At 69.3% G+C, this 16,845-nt stretch carries 18 protein-coding genes; 12 read left to right on the forward strand and 6 right to left on the reverse strand.

From position 1 onward, the window contains the following. Positions 1-8: 8 nt before the first annotated feature. Positions 9-947: an amino acid ABC transporter permease gene (locus ACFYX0_RS30190; RefSeq protein ID WP_388974713.1), complete on the forward strand. Its 939-nt coding sequence runs from the start codon at positions 9-11 to the stop codon at positions 945-947. 50 nt (positions 948-997) lie between these two features. Next, entirely contained in the window at positions 998-1,750 is a 753-nt protein-coding gene (locus ACFYX0_RS30195; protein ID WP_388974742.1) for an amino acid ABC transporter ATP-binding protein, read from the forward strand. Between the two features lie 73 nt (positions 1,751-1,823). Here ACFYX0_RS30195 and ACFYX0_RS30200 read toward each other — a convergent pair whose 3' ends face one another. Further along, a complete protein-coding gene (locus tag ACFYX0_RS30200) occupies positions 1,824-2,591 on the reverse strand; it encodes a class I SAM-dependent methyltransferase (protein WP_388974715.1) in 768 nt (255 codons plus the stop codon). A 100-nt stretch (positions 2,592-2,691) separates the two neighbouring features. Between ACFYX0_RS30200 and ACFYX0_RS30205 the strand changes: the two genes are divergently transcribed. Then, entirely contained in the window at positions 2,692-3,321 is a 630-nt protein-coding gene (locus ACFYX0_RS30205; protein WP_311692838.1) for a CGNR zinc finger domain-containing protein, read from the forward strand. Here ACFYX0_RS30205 and sodX read toward each other — a convergent pair. After that, entirely contained in the window at positions 3,225-3,659 is a 435-nt protein-coding gene (gene sodX / locus ACFYX0_RS30210; protein ID WP_388974743.1) for a nickel-type superoxide dismutase maturation protease, read from the reverse strand. The two genes, ACFYX0_RS30205 and sodX, sit on opposite strands and share 97 nt — an antisense overlap. Before the next feature lie 145 nt (positions 3,660-3,804). Between sodX and sodN the strand changes: the two genes are divergently transcribed. Next, a complete protein-coding gene (gene sodN, locus ACFYX0_RS30215) occupies positions 3,805-4,200 on the forward strand; it encodes a superoxide dismutase, Ni (protein WP_100828187.1) in 396 nt (131 codons plus the stop codon). 7 nt (positions 4,201-4,207) lie between these two features. On the opposite strand, the gene ACFYX0_RS30220 is transcribed toward sodN, so the two are convergent. Together ACFYX0_RS30220 and ACFYX0_RS30225 are read right to left on the reverse strand one after the other, a co-directional pair. After that, on the reverse strand, positions 4,208-5,362 hold the full coding sequence (locus ACFYX0_RS30220) for a tyrosine-type recombinase/integrase (protein WP_388974717.1): 1,155 nt from the start codon (positions 5,360-5,362) through the stop codon (positions 4,208-4,210). A 21-nt stretch (positions 5,363-5,383) separates the two neighbouring features. Continuing rightward, entirely contained in the window at positions 5,384-5,887 is a 504-nt protein-coding gene (locus ACFYX0_RS30225) for a helix-turn-helix domain-containing protein (RefSeq protein ID WP_388974719.1), read from the reverse strand. Between the two features lie 120 nt (positions 5,888-6,007). Here ACFYX0_RS30225 and ACFYX0_RS30230 point away from each other — a divergent pair, with 120 nt between their 5' ends. The 4 genes from ACFYX0_RS30230 to ACFYX0_RS30245 all read left to right on the forward strand — a co-directional run bounded on the left by ACFYX0_RS30230 (position 6,008) and on the right by ACFYX0_RS30245 (position 10,563). Beyond that, positions 6,008-6,202 (forward strand): AlpA family transcriptional regulator, encoded by a 195-nt coding sequence (locus ACFYX0_RS30230; protein WP_019889361.1) that lies wholly within the window; start codon positions 6,008-6,010, stop codon positions 6,200-6,202. Positions 6,203-6,755: 553 nt separating this feature from the next. After that, positions 6,756-7,961: a DUF3631 domain-containing protein gene (locus tag ACFYX0_RS30235; protein WP_388974721.1), complete on the forward strand. Its 1,206-nt coding sequence runs from the start codon at positions 6,756-6,758 to the stop codon at positions 7,959-7,961. A 369-nt stretch (positions 7,962-8,330) separates the two neighbouring features. Further along, positions 8,331-8,882 carry a hypothetical protein gene (locus ACFYX0_RS30240; protein WP_388974723.1) on the forward strand — a complete coding sequence of 184 codons (552 nt, stop codon included), beginning with the start codon at positions 8,331-8,333 and terminating at the stop codon, positions 8,880-8,882. Continuing rightward, on the forward strand, positions 8,872-10,563 hold the full coding sequence (locus tag ACFYX0_RS30245) for a relaxase/mobilization nuclease domain-containing protein (RefSeq protein WP_388974725.1): 1,692 nt from the start codon (positions 8,872-8,874) through the stop codon (positions 10,561-10,563). Before ACFYX0_RS30240 ends, ACFYX0_RS30245 begins: the two co-directional genes overlap by 11 nt. A gap of 12 nt (positions 10,564-10,575) precedes the next feature. On the opposite strand, the gene ACFYX0_RS30250 is transcribed toward ACFYX0_RS30245, so the two are convergent. Both ACFYX0_RS30250 and ACFYX0_RS30255 read right to left on the reverse strand, forming a co-directional pair. Then, a complete protein-coding gene (locus ACFYX0_RS30250) occupies positions 10,576-11,394 on the reverse strand; it encodes a class I SAM-dependent methyltransferase (protein ID WP_388974727.1) in 819 nt (272 codons plus the stop codon). Next, positions 11,391-12,713: an XRE family transcriptional regulator gene (locus ACFYX0_RS30255; RefSeq protein WP_388974729.1), complete on the reverse strand. Its 1,323-nt coding sequence runs from the start codon at positions 12,711-12,713 to the stop codon at positions 11,391-11,393. Before ACFYX0_RS30255 ends, ACFYX0_RS30250 begins: the two co-directional genes overlap by 4 nt. 104 nt (positions 12,714-12,817) lie before the next feature. Here ACFYX0_RS30255 and ACFYX0_RS30260 point away from each other — a divergent pair, with 104 nt between their 5' ends. The 4 genes from ACFYX0_RS30260 (at position 12,818) to ACFYX0_RS30275 (ending at position 16,625) form a co-directional block, all read left to right on the forward strand. Next, positions 12,818-13,279: an ATP-binding protein gene (locus ACFYX0_RS30260; RefSeq protein ID WP_388974731.1), complete on the forward strand. Its 462-nt coding sequence runs from the start codon at positions 12,818-12,820 to the stop codon at positions 13,277-13,279. Positions 13,280-13,778: 499 nt separating this feature from the next. Further along, positions 13,779-14,900, forward strand: coding sequence for a hypothetical protein (locus ACFYX0_RS30265; protein WP_388974733.1), 1,122 nt, complete (start codon positions 13,779-13,781; stop codon positions 14,898-14,900). Next, positions 14,897-15,253: an ASCH domain-containing protein gene (locus ACFYX0_RS30270; RefSeq protein ID WP_388974735.1), complete on the forward strand. Its 357-nt coding sequence runs from the start codon at positions 14,897-14,899 to the stop codon at positions 15,251-15,253. Before ACFYX0_RS30265 ends, ACFYX0_RS30270 begins: the two co-directional genes overlap by 4 nt. 170 nt (positions 15,254-15,423) lie before the next feature. Further along, positions 15,424-16,625 (forward strand): IS3 family transposase gene (locus tag ACFYX0_RS30275; RefSeq protein WP_388974736.1). Its coding sequence is split into 2 segments (ribosomal slippage): positions 15,424-15,709 and positions 15,709-16,625, totalling 1,203 coding nucleotides; the frame shifts between segments, so codons are not numbered across the junction. The last annotated feature ends 220 nt before the right edge of the window (positions 16,626-16,845 follow it).

A 16,845-nucleotide genomic window follows, 5' to 3' on the forward strand; every position in this document is an offset into this window, starting at 1 on the left:
CAAGACCCGTGACTGTTGACACCGACAAGGCGGCGGACCCCCAGGACACCCCCTCGGCCGGCGCGGAGGCCATCAAGGCCGTTCCGGTCAGGCACTACGGACGGTACGTCTCCGCTCTCATCGCGATCGCGCTCCTCGTGGCGATCATCTACGCGTTCGGCCAGGGCAAGATCAACTGGCATGCCGTACCGGACTACTTCTTCGACCACCGCATCCTGACGGGTGTGGGCAAGACCCTCATGCTGACGGTCCTGTCCATGTTGATCGGCATCGTGGGCGGCATCGTGCTCGCGGTGATGCGGCTGTCGAAGAACCCGGTGACGTCGTCCGTCGCCTGGTTCTACATCTGGTTCTTCCGCGGCACCCCGGTCCTGGTCCAGCTCTTCCTCTGGTTCAACCTGGGCCTGGTCTTCGAGTACATCAACCTCATGCCGTTCTACAAGGACTACTGGTCGAACTTCATGACGCCGCTGCTGACGGCGCTGCTCGGCCTGGGTCTGAACGAGGCGGCGTACATGGCCGAGATCTGCCGGGCCGGCCTGCTCGCCGTGGACGAGGGGCAGACGGAGGCGGCGCACGCGCTGGGCATGAGCCACAGCAGGACACTGCGCCGGATCATCATTCCGCAGGCGATGCGAGTGATCGTGCCGCCGACCGGCAATGAAGTGATCAACATGCTGAAGACGACCTCGCTCGTGGCGGCCGTCCAGTTCCCCGAACTCTTCCGCTACGCCCAGGACATCGGCCAGACCTCGGGCGCCCCGGTGGAGATGTACTTCCTCGCCGCCGCCTGGTATCTCATCATGACGTCGGTGCTCAGCGTGGGTCAGTACTACATCGAGCGGTACTACGCGCGCGGCTCCAGCCGTCAGCTCCCGCCGACGCCGTGGCAGAAGGTCAAGGCCAACATGTTCTCCATCGGCCGTCCGAAGGGAGCCGTGGCATGACCGAGAACCTCACGAAGAACGACGCTCCGGCGAAGGACACGACCGTCCCCATGGTCAAGGCCGAGGGGGTCCACAAGTCCTTCGGGGCCGTGGAGGTCCTCAAGGGCATCGACCTGGAGGTCAGGTCCGGCGAGGTGTTCTGCCTCATCGGCCCCTCCGGTTCCGGCAAGTCGACGTTCCTGCGGTGCATCAACCACCTGGAGAAGATCAACGCGGGCCGGCTGTACGTGGACGGCGAGCTGGTCGGCTACCGGCAGCAGGGCGACAAGCTGTACGAGCTGCGCGACCGTGAGGTCGCGATGAAGCGCCGCGACATCGGTATGGTCTTCCAGCGCTTCAACCTGTTCCCGCACATGACCGCCCTGGAGAACGTCATCGAGGCGCCGGTCCAGGTCAAGGGCGTGAGCAAGGCCGAGGCCAAGGAACGCGCGATGCAACTGCTGGAGCGCGTGGGGCTCGCGGACCGGGCGGGGTACTACCCCTCGCAGCTCTCCGGCGGCCAGCAGCAGCGTGTGGCCATCGCGCGTGCCCTCGCGATGGACCCGAAGCTGATGCTGTTCGACGAGCCGACCTCGGCTCTCGACCCGGAGCTGGTCGGCGACGTCCTCGACGTGATGCGCGACCTCGCCGAGTCCGGCATGACGATGGTCGTCGTCACCCACGAGATGGGCTTCGCCCGCGAGGTGGGCGACTCGCTCGTCTTCATGGACGGCGGCGTGGTGGTCGAGTCGGGCAACCCGCGGGATGTTCTGACGAACCCCCAGCACGAGCGGACGCAGTCGTTCCTGTCCAAGGTGCTCTAGCGGTACGGGCGTAACGACGGTACGTCGCGAAGGGGCGGTACGGATCTCCCGTACCGCCCCTTCCGCGTGCGCGCTACCTGACCGCCAGCAGCAGTGTGTCCGAGGGCGAGCACCACACCGGGCGGGCCTCGGCGAAGCCCTTCTCGCGCAGCACGCGCGCGTGCCATGCGGCGGAGGGCGTCTCGCCGTCGGCGTGCTCGCCGTAGATCTCGAAGCGGCGGGCGGTCGGCGCGGCGAGTACCGGGTCCTTCGCCGCGAGCTGCCACCACTCGGCCCAGTCGAGGGCGCCGTCGCGCAAGCCACGCTCCCCGCGTTCGCGCCGGTGCGCCCGCTCGGCCGCGTTGATCCGAGGCGTGGTGTCGTCGATCATGTGGTCGGCGTTCATGAAGACGCCGTCGGGGGGGACGAGTTCCGCGATCCGGCCGTAGAGGGCCTGGAGGGGGTCGGTCCGCAGCCAGTGAAGGGCCGTGGCGGTGAGAACCGCGTCGTACGTGTCGTGCGGCAGACGCGCCGGCCAGTCGGGGTCCTTGAGGTCTGCCTCGACGAGGGTGACCCGGTCGTCACCCCGGAACGTGCCGCGGGCGATGGTCAGCAGCGCGGGGTCGAGGTCCACGCCGGTACTGGTGGCCCCGGGGAAGCGGGCGAGCAGCCGGGCGGTGATGCTTCCGGTGCCGCAGGCGAGATCGAGGACGCGGGGCGTGTCGCCCACGAACGCCTCAACCATGTCGAGCATGATCCGGAAGCGGTCCTCGCGATCGGGCATGTACCACTCCTGCTGGCGGTCCCAGCTCTCCTGCCAGGCGCCCCAGTCGGTCCCCGCCGTGATGTCCGTGTCCGCCATCGCGAGCCTCCGTCCTCCCCGTCACGTAATACCCTTGATGCACGATCGTCTGTTACCCGACCTCATCGACGACCATAGAGCGCCACGGTAAGGACTACAAGTGGAACTGGCCTATTACTCGGATTTCGCCGTACGCCTCGTGAACAGCGAGGAGCCGGTCCGGGGCAAGGACTCGCTCACCTCGGTGGAGGCCGTGCGCGACCTCTTCGGCGTCAACCAGTCCGCGGCCCGCCGCGCCACCGACGCCGATGTGACCCGTTTCCGCTCGGTCCGGGCCCGGCTGCGCGCGGTCTTCGAGGCGGCGGACCAGGGCGACGAGACACTCGCGGTGGACCTGCTGAACTCCCTGCTCCTGGAGTTCCCGGTGAGCCCGCAGATCTCCGGGCACGACCACCGGGACGAGGACGGCCGCCCGCTGTGGCACATGCACCTCGCGGACCACCCGTCGAACGCGACCGCGGGCTTCGCGGCGATCGCGGCGATGGGTCTCGCCTTCCATCTCACCGAGTACGGCGTGGACCGCCTGGGCCTGTGCGAGGCGGCGCCGTGCCGCAACGCCTACCTCGACACCTCGACCAACCGCTCCCGGCGGTACTGCTCGGACCGCTGCGCCACCCGCGCGAACGTGGCCGCCTACCGCGCCCGCAAGCGCCTGGAGGCCGACCGGTCGCCCAGCACGGGCCGGGCCGCCGTGAGCGCCCAGCGCACCACCGTGAGCGGCGAGCGCTGACCCTCCTTGAGCGGCCGGTAGCGCAGCCACACCCTCCCGAGGACCAGTTCCTCGGGAACGGTGCCGTAGTCGGTGCTGTCCCCGCCCGCGTACGGATTGTCGCCGAGCACCCACCAGCCGCCCTCGCGCCGTTCCACGGCGCGCTTGACGACCAGCAGGTCCTGCTGGAAGGGATGCCGCAGGACGATCACGTCACCCGGACGCACCCGCGCCCCGTACTGGAGCAGCAGCTGGTCCCCATGGTGCAGCGTCGGCACCATGGACGGCCCCCTCACCTCCGCCAGCCCGAACGGCAGCAGGGCCCTCGTACGCTCGATCTCCTGTGACAGCTCCGGCATCACCGGCACCTCCCCGGTCCGATCCTCCACCAGTCCCAGTTTCACCCCGGACTTTTGTCGTAAGCCCATGGGGGCACTCGCGAAAACCCGTCCCCTACGGAGTAATGTCCCACCTGAGAAGACGATCACGAGGAAGGACAGCTTCATGCTCTCCCGCCTGTTTGCCCCCAAGGTCAAGGTCAGCGCCCACTGCGACCTGCCCTGTGGCGTCTATGACCCGGCCCAGGCCCGCATCGAGGCGGAGTCGGTGAAGGCCGTGCAGGAGAAGATGGCCGCAAACGACGACCCGCACTTCCAGGCTCGCGCCACCGTCATCAAGGAGCAGCGCGCCGAGCTCGCCAAGCACCACGTCTCGGTGCTGTGGAGCGACTACTTCAAGGCCCCGCACTTCGAGAAGTACCCGGAGCTGCACCAGCTGGTCAACGACACCCTGAAGGCCCTCTCGGCCGCCAAGGCGTCGACCGACCCGGCGACGGGTCAGAAGGCTCTGGACTACATCGCCCAGATCGACAAGATCTTCTGGGAGACCAAGAAGGCTTGATCTTTCTTCATGCCTTCTGACCTGCGATTATTCTGGTTGCAGTGTCTCCGAGTCCGCACCCGGTCCGCAGGCCGCCGAGAACGGCGTCCATGACGGTCCGGGTGCGGTCTTCTTCGCCCGGCCAGAGGTGCGCGTAGATCCGCAGCGTGATGACGGCGGACGCGTGGCCGAGGACGAGCTGGACCTGCTTGACGCTCGCTCCGCCGGCGATGAGGGCGGAGGCGTAGAAGTGGCGCAGGTCGTGGGTCACCATGTGCGGCAGTTCGACGGGCTTACGGCCCTCGCGCTCGGCCGCCTCGTTCTCCGCCGCTTGAAGCGTCCTGCGGGCGCAGTTCCACTCCGTCTTCCAGCGACGGTAGTTGAGCGGTTCGCCCTCCTCCATCGTGAACAGCCAGTCCTTGGAGGGGCGTGCGGCGAGGTGCGTGATGAGGGCGTCTGTGACGACCTCGCCGACCGGGACGGTGCGCCGGGACTTGGCGGTCTTCGGCGGGCCGATCTTCCCGGACTGGAGGCGCTGGCGCTCGACGCGGATGGCGCCGTCCTTGAAATCGACGTCCGACACCTTGAGGCCGAGCAACTCGCCTATTCGCAAGCCCGATCCGGCGAGCGTGACGATCGCCGCGCGGATGTACGGCGGCATCACGCGGGCCATAGCCTCGACCTGCGCAACCGTGGGTGGGGTGACCTCCTCGTCCTGCATGGGCGGGAGGGTGATCCGGCGGCACGGACTGGAGGCGATGACCTTGTCCTCGACGGCCGCCGTCATGAGGCGTACGAGGACGTCGTAGACGTTGCGCACGCTGCCGGGGCCGAGTTGCTCGGACAGGCTCTTGAAGAGCACCTGGAGGTCGTTGCGGCGTATCGCCGCCATGGCGCGGGCGCCGAGCGCCGGGACGAGGTGGAGCCGGAGTGCGTTGTCGGTGATCCGCTCGCCCGCCTCACTGGCGATGAGCGACTCCTCCCACTTCTTCGCGTACTTCTCGAACGTGATCCGTCCGGCCTGCGGGTCGACGTACAGGCCGGTGACGATGCTGGCCGTGACCTCGTCGAGCCAGCGCTGGGCGTCGAGCTTCCGGTCGAAGTGGCGGGCGTGCTCCTTGCCGTCAAGGTCGCGGTAGCGGGCCCGCCATTTGCCGTTGGGGCGCTTCTGGATGTTCGCCAAGTGGCTTCTCCCTTGGGTTGGTTATCGGTGGTAGCTGCCGCCCTCGATGTGCTCGGTGAGGGTGCGGGCGTCGCGCTCATCGCCCATGAGGCGAAGGCACTGCTCGTGAATGGCCCGCGAGCTCTCGGGGTGGGTCTGGATGTACCCGGCGATGCCGACGACGGCGTGGTGCAGGCGGTCCTCGGCGTCGCGTGTCTCGTAGTACGCCTCGACGGCTTCCTGGACGAGCCGTCTGCTGTCGAGGTCCAGCCCCTCTAGCGGCGGGGACATCAGCTCTTCGAGGGGCAGCTCGAAGACGCGGGCGAAGGCGAGGGCTTCGTCGACGTTGATACGGCGGCGCGGGGTGCCGTTTTCGATGCGCCAGACCGCGGTCTGGTTCATCTTGACGCCGGCCTTGGACACCCGGTCCGCCAGCTCGATCGTGCTCCATCCCCTGACCTCGCGCTCCAGCGCCACCCGCGCGGCGATGTTGCCCTCGCTGTAGAGCAGCGGCACCTCACCGCCGTCGGCCTTGTCGCCTGCCATCGAACCTCCACCCTGACCGTTGCTTTCCCAATTGAAACATGACCTTCCCGATTTGGCTAACCGGCGATCGTCGAGTACAACCTATGCAGAACGAAGTGCCACCTAGTCGATTGGGAATGCATGCGATATCTGACCACCGCCGAGGTCGCCGAGCGCTACCGCACAGCCGAGAGCACCGTCCGCTACTGGCGCCAGATCGAGAAGGGGCCGCGCGGCATCAAGATCGGCAAGCGGGTGCTGTACCCCGAGGCCGAGCTGCTGCGCTACGAGCGGGCGCTGATCGAGGGCCGAGACGAGTGGGGTCTGGCCTCCTGAGCCGCCGGAGGCCCGGGACACGGAAACGGCCCTCGGCGCGTCAACGCCGAAGGCCGGAGAGTCCCCCGCACACAGCCCATCCCTGAACGAACAAGCCGACGAGGGGCTGGACCTTGCCCGTCCTGCCCCTCGTCTGAGAGGAACGTCTATGGAGGACTCTACGTCCCCCACCAACCCGAACACGGTCCCCAAGGTCAGCTGGCCCGAGGTCACGGTCCCCGGCCAACGCGTCCCCGGACGCCGCGGGGACGAGCATTCTGCTGCTGCAGTATCAGGGGACCGTCCCCTCGACGCATCCCGTCCCCTGTCGGCGCGAACCACGGTCCCTATATCCAATTCCGTTGGAGACGTGCAGGTCAGTGGCATCGGCACGCCAACGGGGACCGGTCCCCAAGACTCTGGAGTTGCACCATGGGACCGCAGTGGGGACCGGGACAGCGGCCGTCACCTGTCGCCGGGGACCGACGTCCCCGGGGAGCCGGCCGAGCAACAGGAGATCGCAGCCACCGATGGCGGGACACGCGCCGGCGGCCATGAAGGCGCCGGTGCTCAGGTGGCCGCTGACGGGGTCGCGCTGCTGGACGAGTTGCAGGCAGCGATCGGCAAGTACGTGGTACTGCCCAACGAGGAGGCGCTGACCGCTGTCACCTTGTGGGTGGCGGCCACGCACATCCAGACGGCTCTGCAGCATGCTCCGCGTCTCGCGGTGGTGAGCCCGACGAAGGGGTGCGGCAAGTCCCGGGTTCTGGACGTGCTCCACGAGACCGTGCACCAGCCGATGATGACGGTGAACACCTCCCCGGCGGTCATCTTCCGGATCATCGGCAAGAACCCTCCCACCCTGCTGGTGGACGAGGCGGACACCATCTTCGGCCCCAAGGCGAGCGGTGACAGTGAGATCCTGCGCGGCCTGCTGAATGCCGGGCACCAGCGCAACCGGCCCGCCTGGCGAATCTCCGGTCCTGAGCACAAACCGACCCCGTTCCCCACCTTCGCCATGGCCGCCATCGCGGGTATCGGCGACCTGCCGGACACGGTCATGGATCGGGCGGTCGTTCTGCGGATGCAGAAGCGTAAGCCGGGCGAAAAGGTCACCCCGTTCCGCTCCCGGTATTCGGTGCCGGAACTCAACGCGCTGCGTGACCGGCTGACCGCCTGGCTGGGTCCCCTGCGCGGGCAGGCTGCCCGCATGGTGCCGCACATGCCGGTGGAGGACCGGGCCGCGGACACCTGGGAGCCGCTGGTCATCATCGCCGACCTGGCTGGCGGCCAGTGGCCCGCCCAGGCTCGTGCTGCCTGCACGGTCATGACCAGCCACGAGGCGGCCCAGGACGAGCAGAGCAGCCTGAAGACGCGGCTCCTGCGTGACATCCACCGCATCTTCGCGCAGGCGGACAACCCCGAGGCTCTGGCCACTCAGGATCTGGTCGCCGCACTGCTCCAGGACGCTGAGGCCCCGTGGGCGGAGCACGGCACCAAAGGGCTGAACGCCTACCACCTGAGCAACCTGCTGCGGGACTTCAACATCAGCCCGGCCAACTACCGGTTCGACAAGGGCAGGCAGGCCAAGGCGTACATGCGCAACCGGTTCCTGGACGCCTGGGCCCGCAACTGCCCGGACCTCGTCGAGGCGGCACCCGAGCCCGAACTCGGCGCCGCCCCCGCCCGCATGCCGCAGGGCAGGCCGCCCGCCGCCCCGGCGGGGACGCTGCCTGTCGGCCCGCCCGGTGGCCCCGCCGGACCGAAGCGCGCTCACTGATCCACCGGGGTCCGTATCACTTCGTCGCATCCGTCCCCGCGCAGGTCAGCGCGGGGACGGACTCTGTCGCCGGGACGGAGTTCTCCGTACCTGCCCGCGTCTCCGTACCTGCGCTGACCAGGCGTGCGACGGATGCGACGGACGTGACACCCCGATCCCCCTCTCCTTTGGAGCACCACCATGCACACCGAGAACGACACGAACCCCTCTTCCTCCCGCCGCTGGGGTTGGTTCAGCCGGGACCGACGAACAGCAGCAAGCTGGAGCGAACGAGCCCCTAACGGGGCTTCGTCCGCGCTTGCCTCCGCCCCTGGGGTGGCGGCGGGAGAGGGAGTCGGGCGCCAGCGGGCGCCCGAGCCTGAGGAGGGGGTGAACGAACCCCGCACCGCGTCTACCGCCGACAGCACAGAGCAGCCCGTCGCCGACTCCGTCACCCCACACGCCGCACCGACCGCCCGTCAACCGCCCGCCGCCATTGAGCAGCCCTCGTGGCGTGAGCCTGACGCCCCCGCGCTGCCCGCGCGGATGAACCGCAAGCGCACCGTCGAGAAGCGCGACCAAGAGAAGAAGATCCGCTTCACGCCGACCGCGGTCCGTCTCATCGACGCCGAGGCCAAGCGGCGCCACCAGAAGTTCGCCGGCTTCGTCGGCGACGCCGCCCTCGCCGTTGCGCTCGGCAAGGCGGGCATGGTCGGCAGCCCAGAGGACGACCCCCGTCCGCCCTCTGGTGGAGGCCATCGAAGCGCACACCAAGGCGCTGAACCGGATCGGCACCAACCTCAACCAGATCACGACAGCCATCCACTCCGCGCGATACCCGAGCGCGCCGAGGCCGTCCTCGACCGCATTGAGCAGGCCGCCCAGGCCAGTTACGCACTCATGGACCGGCTCCTGGCGGAAGGAGCCGGTCATGGTGCCTGACGTCTCCACCGGCTCCAGCACCCTCGGCCTGATCAACTACCTCTTCGGCAAGGGACGGCGCGACGAGCACACCGACCCCCACATCGTGGCCGCCTGGGACATGGCCGGCACCCCTGACCCCGGCCACGACCCCGAGGCCACCTACACCCGGCTCGCCCGGCGCCTGGACCACCACGTCGACCTCCGCACCCGGGAGCTCGGCGGAAAGCAGCCACCGCAGCATGTGTGGCACTGCCCCGTGCGCACCGCGCCCGGCGACCGCTACCTCACCGACGCTGAGTGGGCCGAGGTTGCCCGCCGCGTCGTAGCCGCCACGGGCATCGCCCCCGCAGGAGACGACAAGGCATGCCGCTGGATCGCGGTCCGGCACGCCGACGACCACATCCACATCATGGCCACCACCGTCCGAGCAGACGGCCGCCGCCCTCGTACGAACCGGGACGGATGGCGGGCACAGCTGGAATGCCGCAAGATCGAGGCCGAGTTCGGGCTGCGCCGCCTGAAGTCCGGTGACCTCACCGCCCCGCGTACCCCGACCGGCGCTGAGCGGGCGAAGGCGGAACGCCAGGGTCGGGAGGAGACCGCGCGGGAGTGGCTGCGCGAGCAGGCGTACGCGGTCGCCGCCGCCGTACGCAGCATCGACGAGTACTTCACGGTGCTGCGCTCCCTCGGCATCCAGGTCAGGCCGCGCATCGGCCCCGAGACGGGCGAGGTGACCGGCTACAGCCTGGCCGCGCCCGGCGACACTGCCCAAGGCGAGCCGATCTGGTACGGCGGCTCAAAGCTCGCCCCCGACCTGTCCTACAACCGGCTCTGCGAACGCCTTCCCATCCAGGAGCTGGCCGACCGCCCTCAAGAGCTGGCTGACCCGGCCGAACCGTGGCACCGCGCCGAAACCGCCATCCGCGACGCCCACGCCGTCCTCAACTGGGGGGACGACGCGGTGGCCCAGGGGCACCTGGATGCCTTCGGCGACGCCCTCCACAACCTGGCCCTCACCACCAACGGCGAGCACCGGGCCGAACTGCAAGCCGTCGCAAGGGCGTTCAACCGCGCCCGCCGCTCGGCGATCCGGGCCGACCACCAAGCCGCCACCGCCTTCCGGGAAGCCGCCAAGGAACTCGCCTACGCCCCACATGGTCGGGGCGGACTCGCCGTCGCCCTGATCTTCGCCGCGCTCCACTTGGCGCGCGCCGCCGCCAAGTGGCGTGAGCAGCGCGGCCACGAGCAGCAGGCCGCCGCGGCCGAGGAAGCCTTCCGCCACCTGCAGGCTGGTTACCAGCAGACCGCCCAGCCAGTCCTGGCCGATCTCACCCGTCGCGCACCACGCGCCACAACCGCCAGCCGTTTCGAGCAGGATCTGCGCGCGGCCCTCCCCGACCACGCCGACGGCGTCCTCGCCGATCCCGCTTGGCCGGCCTTGACCACGACCCTCGCCCGCGCCGAGACCGCTGGCCACAACCCCCGAGACCTCTTGGCCGAGGTCGCCGCACGGCGAGAACTCGACAGTGCCGAACGCCCTGCCGAGGTTCTCAACTGGCGCATCACCGTGCAGCCGAACAGGCGAGCACAGGCAGCTCGCAGCCGGAGCAGCCGCATCACCACACCCGTGACGCCCACGCCACAACCCACGCCCACGACGGTGATCGAACGGCCTGCGGAACGCGGCCGCCGGCGATAGCCAAGTCGCCTCTCAGCGACGGCAGACGAGGATGCCGCCGAGACACCTGACCTCGAAGGTGCCCTTTCGGGCGATGTGATCGGCAAGGATCGTGCGGGCCCGCTCGATCGTGGCCTCGAAGGGCACCTCGTGCTGGTCCGCCCACGCCCGGTACGAGGCCATGTGCGCGATGACCGGCTCCGGGTCGTGGACCGTGATGGTGCCGGGCAGTTCGATCGTCTCCACCCGGCCGAACTCCTCCCGCAGAAAGGCCGGGGCCTTCTCCAGGGAAAAGCGGGCGCTGAGCGAGATGCGGGCCGGGCCGCGTCCGGTGCCGAGGACATCGCCCGCGGCCCGCTGCCACAGGTCGTCGAGTTCGGCCTTGTCCAGGTCGCTGTTGGTGGAGGCGATCACCAGCCCGTCACGGGCCACGACGCGGGACAGCTCCCTGACCGCCTGCGGGATGTCCGGGACGTGGTACAGCATGTGCAGCGCCAAGGCGGCATCGACGCTCGCCGTGGCCAACGGCAGGCGGGTGGCATCCGCGACGGCGACAGGGCCGGGCACGCCGGCGAGGATGCCGGGGGCGATGTCCAGGCCGAGCAGGGCCAGCTCGGGCCGGTCGTCGCGGAGCCGCTGAATGAACTTGCCGTTGCCGCAGCCGACATCGACCACGCGCCCGCGTACGCCGCTCAGCTGTTCGGCGACGATGCCAGGCAGGTCGTAACGGGGTGTCTGCCACTGGTAGAGCGACTGCCGGGCGGCCAGGTCCCGGTCGCTGTTGTAGGCGCTTCCGGCGAGGCGGCTCCGGTCGGTGACGGCGGCGTCGCGTGCGGCGGACAGTTCGGTCACGTCGGCAGCTCCGGTGAGTGGGCGGCGGGTGAGGCCGCGAGGACGGCCGTGTGCTGGAGTCGTTCGCGTAGGTGGGCGGCCTGCGCGGCTCCACCGTACTGCGGCCCTCCCAGCTCCCGGCCCAGAGCGGTGAGCCGGCGCACGATGCTGGCCGACATTCGTTCAGGCGGGGATTCGAGGACGAATCCGAGCATCGCCTCAGTGCCGTCCAGGTCGCCCAGGAGCAGGTGACCGCGTGCGAGATCGACATGCGCGGCGAACAGGTCGCCGACCGACTGGTCGTCGTCCTCGGCACTGCGGTAGAGCCGGATCGCACTGTCCGCGCTGACGATGGCCTGCTGGACGTGTTCCCTCCCGCCCACGGCCAAGTGGCTCGTGCCCGCGTACGCGAACTGCTTGGCGGCCGGGAAGGCGAAGATGCCCGGCACCTCGTCATGGCCGGGCATTGCCTCACGGGAGCGCTCGGCATCCGCAAGGGCGGCCACCGCGCCCACCCGGTCTCCGGCTACGGCCAGCGCACGCGCCTCCAGGCTCGCCAGCCGGGCTCCGATGCTGCCGGGAGCCCGGTGGTGGCGGCCGGCCTGCGCCAGCCGCGCCGCCTGCTCGTACCGCCCAGTCCAGTAGGCGATCAGGGACTCCACGGCCCGCACCCAGGCCAGCATCCCCTCGTGCCCGACCGCCTCCGCACACGCCCGAGCGGTACGGGCGTGGGTGGCAGCGGAGTCGTAGTCGCCCAGGTCCAAGCAGACGTGCGCGGACAGCCCGCACAACCGTGAGGCCGCGACGTACAGGTCAGCAGTCTGCCGGGGATGCTGGCGCCCGCGCAGCAACTCGAACGCCCCGTCCCTCAGCCGCTTGATCTCGATGTACAGCTCCATCAGCGGATGGCTGACGTAGGCGCGAGCGAGCCGAGCAACATCGGCCTCCAACTGCTCGACGACGAACTCATCTGCGTTGCGCTGCGCGATGAACCGGGCGAAGTCCGCCGACATCGCCGCGTCCGCCGCCGACATAGCACCTGATCGCGAGGGCACCACAGGCCGCGCCGGAACGGTCTCCGCAGCCTTGTCTCCACCCTGGCGGCCCTTGCTGACCGCCACAGCACGGTCGAGCATTCCGATGTCGACGCCGAACACCTGAGCCAGGTACCTGCGGGTGTACGGAACCGGGATGCGCGCCTCGCGCTCGTAACGTCCAATCTCCTTACCGGTCTTGGCGGCCCGTCCCTCCAGGGCGTATTCGTCGGCCACCCGCTGCTGGGTCCAACCACGCCCAGTGCGCAACCGGATGAGCAACGCACCGATCCCCGTGTCACCCATCCCATCTCCCAGGAACATGCGAACTCTGGCCCCCATAGTGGCCCCCCGCATGGCCCTCACGCTGGCTCCCGACCCAAACGAGCGACAGCGGTTGGCTGTTGGCCATGCCCAGCAGACTGCCCGACGAGCCGGACACCCTCGCACCGGACCAAGCCCTCGACGGCGCCGTCGAGCACGAAACGATGCTCTTCGACCGGCGCCGGACCACCCCAGGCGCCGCCCGCTCCTTCGTCGCCGAGGTCCTTACCCAATGGGGCCGGACCGAACGCCTCGACGACATCCGCCTGTGCACCTCCGAACTGGCCACCAACGCCGTCCTGCACGGAGCGCCTGCGGGCGGTCAGGTCCTCGTACGCGTCGAACTGCACGCCACCGTGCTGCGCATCGAGGTGCACGACGGCGGCAATGGCGCACCCGCCAAGCGGGAGCTACGGGGCACGGCCGACGGCGGCCGTGGTCTGCATCTGGTCTCCGCAGTCGCCGACCACTGGGGCGTGGACGAACGCCAGGGCCCCGGCAAGTGCGTCTGGGCCGCCTTCCACCACAGCGCGGTGCGCACATGGTGACGCCTGCCCGCACCGAGTCCTTCACGCCGTCCGCCGGACTGATCGCCTCCCTGGCCACCACCACGTGGTTGGACACCACTCCGACCGGCGCCACTCTGTGCTGCCTCCTTCTGGTGCCCCAACCGCCCCGCAGCTGCTACGAGACGCCGGCCGTCATCGAGCAACGCATGCGCGAAGTCGCCGAAGCTCTGCACCTCGGCTCAGCGACCACACCCTCGCCGGACATCGGGCCACGCCTACGTCTGATCGCCCCGACTGAGGTGGCCCTGCGCTTCGACGGCACCCCCTACCGCAAACGCGTCCCCACCGGCCGCCCCTGGACTCTGTTGCTCGGCCAAGGGACCCCGGCGGCTCTCGTCCTCGGCCTCGACCCGCTCCCCCCGCAGCGCCGCACCTGCGGAGATCGACTCCTACCTGGACCGCGCCACGCTCCGCCAGCGCCTCCTCTTCGGCCACACCCGAACCGAATGAACCCCAACCCACCCCAGGGGGACATCCCGTGACGACCCACCCCGTCTCACCGAACACTGTCCTGGCCAACGCCCTCCACCACGCCGAGGACGTCCTGACCCCACGCATCCTGGCCACCCCACCCGAGCGGATCGTGCTGGTCGTCGGCACTCAGATCAACGGCGCCCCGCACGTCGGCACCTCACTCGTGCAGTCCCTGGCCTTCGCCATGGCCGCGCGCCTCCGCGACCGCTTCGGCATCCCCACCGAAGTCCTGTTCAGCGCCCTCGACAACGCCCCCTACGAACTGACCAGCGACCCGGTCAGCGGTCACCGCTACCAGCGCGCCTACGCCCAGGCCCTCGGTGACCAGGCACTGACCGACCTCGTCACCACCCTCTACCAACCCCTGTTCACCGCGCTCTCCCGACGTCTCGGCATCCCACACCGGGTCGAGACCTACAGCCAGCAGCAGGCCGGCGAACACTTCCGCCGCACCTGGCTCCGCCTCCTGCCTCGCCTCGACGCCGCCCGCTGGTGGCTCGCCCCCTCCACCGGCACCCCACACCTGCGCATCCCCTGCCCACACCCCGGCTGCGGCTGGGCCGAGAAACACGCCGAACGCACCCGCGCCCATCTCACCGATCGCGAGACCGCGCAAGTGGCTGCCGTATGCCTCCATCACGGCCCCTATCAGGCGGCAATCACCCCAACCGCAGGCGCCTACCTGGACCTGGCCACCCTGTATCGCAACCTCGTCAAGGAGCTGGCCCTGTCGAACCCGCACCCGCACGGCACGCTGCACGTCATGGTCAAGGGCGGCGACTGGGTCTTCGGCTCCCATCTGGTCGACGAGGCGCTCCAGGCCGTCGGTCTCACCCGCGCCCAGCTCCCCGCCCGGCTGTTCTGCCCGCAGGTCGTCACCGACACCGGCGCCAAGCTGTCCAAGTCGCTGATCCGCGACGGCCGTGCGCCCTTACCCGAAGGCGCAGCCGACTGGATGCTCGATGCCCGTCAGTGGCCCGGCACCGTCGTGGAGTACGCCGAGCAACTGCTGTCCATGACGGATACCTTGCTGTCCGACCCCCGCCATTTCTTCCGCTCGTACTCGGCCACCGAGATCGGACGGATGATGTCCGAACCAGCCACCAGGAGCGTTCCCGCCCCATGACTGACACCACCGCCCGCGTCCGCGAGCTCAACCTCTACCGCCAGTACTTCGAGCTCGTCGCCGCGGGCATCAAGACCATCGAGGTGCGGGTCAAATACCCGCACCTCGCCGACCTCTCCGCCGGCGAGGTCATTCGCTTCCGTATCAAGGGCACCGACGAGACCTGTGAGGTCAAGGTAAAGCGGGTCACCGAGTACCCCGACTTCGAGGCACTGCTCGACGGCGAGGGACCGGCCAACGTCAACCCGACCGCCACCCGCGAACAGCAGCTCGCCAACATCCGCACCATCTACCCGCCCGAGAAGGAAGCTCTGGGCGCCCTCGCCATCGAAGTTCAGCGCGCTGCTGCCTGATGCGACCTGAGCTGGAGGGCAGCTACTGCCGCCGGGGTCGGCTGCTCCGCATTCGGTGACTCGGCCGCGAACGCACGAACACATGGCTTGCCCGGCGCCTGAAGGGGCCTTGACCCCTGATCTTGGACACACGAGACACTGGATCCTGAGGATCTGAGGACGGACATCTCGTGGTCATGAAGAACTATCCGCCGCAGTTCAAGGCGGACGCGGTCGCGCTGTACCAGTCGCGGCCCCAGGCGACGATCCGGCAGGTCGCTGCCGATCTGGGGATCAACCCCGAGACCTTGCGGAACTGGGTGCGGGCAGCCGGCGCGAGCCGGCCGCGTGGACGCCGGGCGGAGGTGCCAGCCGAGCCGCCGACACCGCTGGAGGCGGAGAACGCCGCTCTGCGCCAGAAGGTCCGCGAGCTGGAGGAAGAACGCGAGATCCTGCGCAAGGCGGCGAAGTATTTCGCCGGGGAGACGCGCTGGTGAACCGCTTCCAGTTCGTTGCCGACCACCAGCGCCGCTACGGCGTGAAGCGGCTGTGCACCATCCTGGGCATCGCCCGCTCCAGCTTCTACTACTGGCGCTGGACGGCCGCTGACCGGGCCGCCCGGCAGGCGGCCGATGCCCACCTCGCCACCCGGATACGAGCCGTGCACAACGAATCGGGCGGCACCTACGGCGTTCCCAGGATCACCGCCGAACTCCGCGACGGCGGCGAGCGAGTCAACCACAAGCGCATCGCTCGGGTGATGCGCAGCATCGGCCTGGCAGGACTGCGGCTGCGGCGCAGGCACCGCACCACGATCGCCGACCCGGCCGCGGCGAAGGCCCCGGACCTCATCGGCCGCGACTTCACCGCGAGTGAGCCGAACACGAAGTACGTCGGCGACATCACCTATCTCCCGCTGGACGGCGGGAAGTTCCTCTACCTGGCCACCGTGATTGACCTCGCCTCACGTCGCCTGGCCGGCTGGGCGATCGCGGACCACATGCGCACCGGTCTCGTCACCGACGCCCTGGCCGCCGCCGAACACACCCGCGGCAACCTCGCTGGAGCGGTGATACACACCGACCACGGAGCCCAGTACACCAGCCGGGCCTTCGCCGACGCCTGCCGCCAAGCCGGCGTCCGCCAGTCCATGAGCGCGATCGGCTCCAGCGCGGACAATGCACTCGCCGAGTCCTTCAACGCGACCTTCAAACGCGAGACGCTCCAGGGCCGCAAGACCTGGCCCAGCGAACGCGAGGCCCGACTCGACGCGTTCGGCTGGCTCAACCGCTACAACACCCGACGCCGTCACTCCCGCCTCGGACAACGCAGTCCCATCGCCTACGAGACAGCACTCGCCACGACAACAACTACTCTGGCCCAAGCCGCATAGCCGGTGTCCAAGAATCCGGGTCAAGGCCCAAGGGCATCGTCGCCCACTGTGCTCGCAAAAACACCGGCCTGATCTACCCGAAGCGGCCGAAGGGAGTAACCGTGGCCCAGCCACGTACCGATGACGACTCTGGTGCGCAATTCGTGACGTCGGGTCGGCTGGGTGCGGCATGATCACGGGTGCGGTCGCTTCCCTGTCGTGCGGCTGCGGGGGTGATGTG

It is taken from the genome of Streptomyces sp. NPDC002573 (assembly GCF_042889625.1).
Classification (GTDB): Bacteria; Actinomycetota; Actinomycetes; order Streptomycetales; family Streptomycetaceae; genus Streptomyces; species Streptomyces gibsoniae.